This is a genomic window from Phormidesmis priestleyi BC1401 (assembly GCF_001650195.1).
Taxonomy (GTDB): domain Bacteria; phylum Cyanobacteriota; class Cyanobacteriia; order Leptolyngbyales; family Leptolyngbyaceae; genus Phormidesmis_A; species Phormidesmis_A priestleyi_B.
The window spans coordinates 1-2,908 of record NZ_LXYR01000136.1 but is presented as its reverse complement, the minus strand read 5'-3'; the positions used below and the strand labels follow the sequence as shown (position 1 = coordinate 2,908).

2 protein-coding genes are annotated in these 2,908 nt (G+C 47.6%); one reads left to right on the top strand and one right to left on the bottom strand.

What is annotated here, in order from left to right; genetic code table 11:
* Window positions 1-73 precede the first annotated feature (73 nt).
* Window positions 74-2,719 (bottom strand): DNA methyltransferase, encoded by a 2,646-nt coding sequence (locus A8707_RS25905; protein ID WP_068820312.1) that lies wholly within the window; start codon window positions 2,717-2,719, stop codon window positions 74-76.
* On the opposite strand from A8707_RS25905, the gene A8707_RS28765 reads away from it, so the two are divergent.
* On the top strand, window positions 2,718-2,858 hold the full coding sequence (locus A8707_RS28765) for a hypothetical protein (RefSeq protein WP_156518900.1): 141 nt from the start codon (window positions 2,718-2,720) through the stop codon (window positions 2,856-2,858). The genes A8707_RS25905 and A8707_RS28765 overlap by 2 nt on opposite strands.
* Window positions 2,859-2,908: the final 50 nt, after the last annotated feature.

The following is a 2,908-nucleotide window of genomic DNA, read 5'->3' as shown; positions in this document are numbered from 1 at the left end:
GTATTCGCAAGCAGTTGCGCGACTCGGACAACCTACGCGATGCGGTAGAATTTGTTCTTAAACAAGCTGCGTCCTAACCAATGTGGCAGTGGCTATAGCGTCCTACTCCATCAATAGATTGCCGAACACTCGGCATATTTTCACCAAATAGCCACCAGTTTTGCTTACGAGTTTCCCGTTTATTTACGTCACGCTCAGGCTTAACTTCCTCAATAACTTTCTGAAAAGGCTTTGTGTATTCAGCAGCTTTAGATACCGATAGACTATAGAAGTCAATTACGAAACGTTGAGGAGAACTTTGAACTAAAGATTTTCCAGTTCCAAACAACTTGATTGTAGTCCCTAAATATTCATGTCCCCAAATTTCAATTTCCTCTTGACTAACCAGAAACCCTGCTCCATGCAAACAAACACCTCGACCTGCTATTAATGAATTGCTCTTCAGTTTCAAGACCTTTGAAATGTCTATACCCGGATGTAAATTACTATTAATCTTACTATATTGATTCAGGTGAATCTGTATCTGGTCAGCCCCATCTTCTGGAGTCTCAAAGCTTTTTTCATTGATTACTGTTCCAACGTAAACAATGGAATTAACTTGACTTTTATCGTCTTTCTCAGCAACAGTCATAGCGATTCTGACTGCTGCACCTTCATTAACCCAAGGATGATCAGGAATTGCGAAAATTAACTTTAGAGGTGACTTCTGATTTAGATGGAAATCAATTGTACAGCTCTGCCAAGACTGGCGAATGCTGTTCGTTGTAATGAAACCAAATCTATTTGTGTTTGTTCTTCTAACTAGTTCTGCTGCTTTATGCCACCAATACATCACGTAATCAACTGTTTCTGACACGTTCTTGTAAGTTTCCCGTAGTGAGACTGCATAACCATCGCCTAGCACGTCACGTATACGCTTATTGCCTAAAAACGGCGGATTTGACACTATGTAATCTGCCTCCTGCCACTCAGCCGATCGCGGATTAATATATCGATAAATTGGAATCTGATCGCTCGGATCAGGCACATTTTCGCCTGTCACCGCGTGTTTCATCATCCGACCGCCCCATCGCGATCGTACCTTCCCCGTCTTCGGGTCAACGTCCGGTTCCTTACCGTCATACGCCAGCACCGCATCCCGGCACTCAATGTTTTTATACTCACGCAACACAGGCTCCACAGGCGGAATGTCACCAAACCGTCTAAAGTGCCACTGCAAATAACCAATCCAGATCACCAGATCAGCGATCGCCGCCGCACGAGGGTTAAGCTCAATTCCCAAAAACTGCCCAGGGTTCACCTGATCGATATCTAATCGCAACTGCGCCTGTCCTGTCACATCCTCCAATCGGCGCAACACCTCCGACTCTAGCTGCTTGATCAAATCCAGCGTCACATACAAAAAGTTTCCTGACCCACACGCCGGGTCAAGAATTCGGGTCGATCGTAACTCCATCAAAAACTCTTCTAAAGCAGCAACAGCCTTTTTCTTTTGAGTAGCAGTCGGTTCCGTTGCCGCATCGCCCAACAGTTGCAGCACTTCCCCTTGTACCAGATCCCACTGTTCGCGCAATGGCTCCATCACCACGGGACGCACTAATCTTTCTACATACGATCGAGGCGTATAGTGCGCCCCCAACTTGCTGCGTTCCTTAGTATCCAACGCCCGTTCTAGCAACGTGCCAAAAATCGCAGGCTCCACATCCCTCCACTCCCGCTTTGCAGCCTGCAACAAAACCTCAAGCTGGTCAGTCGTCAAATCAAACGCCATTGATTCGGCAAACAACCCCCCATTAAACCGCAACAACCTGCCATGAAAGCCAAACGCCGTCCCGTCATTCATCGCCTGCCAAAGCGCTTCCACCTCTGGCTTAAAGGTTTTAGGATTAGCCAACCAGCGCGTCTCCAACGCCTCAGTAAACAAATGCTCTTTTAATAGCCCCACGTCTTCAGCAAACATCGTGAAGATGCAGCGCATCAAAAAGTGGGCGACTTCTTGCGGTCTGCCCTCATCCCCTAGCCCCTTCTCCCCAGGGAGAAGAGGAACCGGATTGGCTCCCTTCTCCTCCAGGGAGAAGGGTTGGGGATGAGGGTTTCTTTCCAACCGCTTCGACAACTCTGCCAGATCTGCGGCAACTTCTCGCGTTACCTTCGCCGCAATTTTTTCAGGGTTGCGCTTTTGTGGATCGCTAAAGATATCAACAAACAGATCAAAAGTTGCTTCTTTTCGCAGATCCGTCAGCAAAATATCCTGACGTGCCCCATAACCGCCATAATCCCCGCTAAAGCCCATCCAAAGCTCAAAGTGATCACCAATATCACAGGTCAACAAAAACGGCGGCTTGCTCGATACATTGCGGGTGTAAGCGATCGCCTGCACAAATGCCGCTTCCATTGCCTTTAGATACGCATTCGTGCCCCGTTTTGCGGTGCCTTTACCTGCTTGATTGCTGCCCTGCTTTGCCTCAATCAAAAAATGATCGGCTTTATAGAAGTCAATATAACCCGGTGTTTTCTTCCCGCTAGGATGATAAATAGTGATGTGCTTATCAAAGCAGTAAGGCACAACTGCGACACTACCATCGACATTAGGACGATCGACTCCCAGCGCATCACACAGTTCCGAAAAGAACATTTGATAGTTGGCGCGTTCACTGCCGCTAGAATTTTGCCAACGGGTAATAAATTGCTCAATTCGAGACGCATCAGATGGAGTCATGAATGCCTTTCAAGGGTTTGGGGGCAGAAAAATTGAGGTTGAGATCCTTTGTGGCGATCGTCAAGCCATTGTTGAAGGTTCAGTATTCCCACTTACCGGAATGGAGGGCTGGGGAACCCTTAAAGCCCCTGTCTTTTAAGCATGGGGATGTAAAAGGGGTTCCCGCGTGGCGGTCACGCCACAGAGTCT

Bases quoted from the DNA above. Each gene is read 5' to 3' on its own strand.
- A8707_RS28765 (WP_156518900.1), top strand. From the start codon at position 2,718: ATGAATGCCTTTCAAGGGTTTGGGGGCAGAAAAATTGAGGTTGAGATC.
- A8707_RS25905 (WP_068820312.1), bottom strand. From the start codon at position 2,719: ATGACTCCATCTGATGCGTCTCGAATTGAGCAATTTATTACCCGTTGG.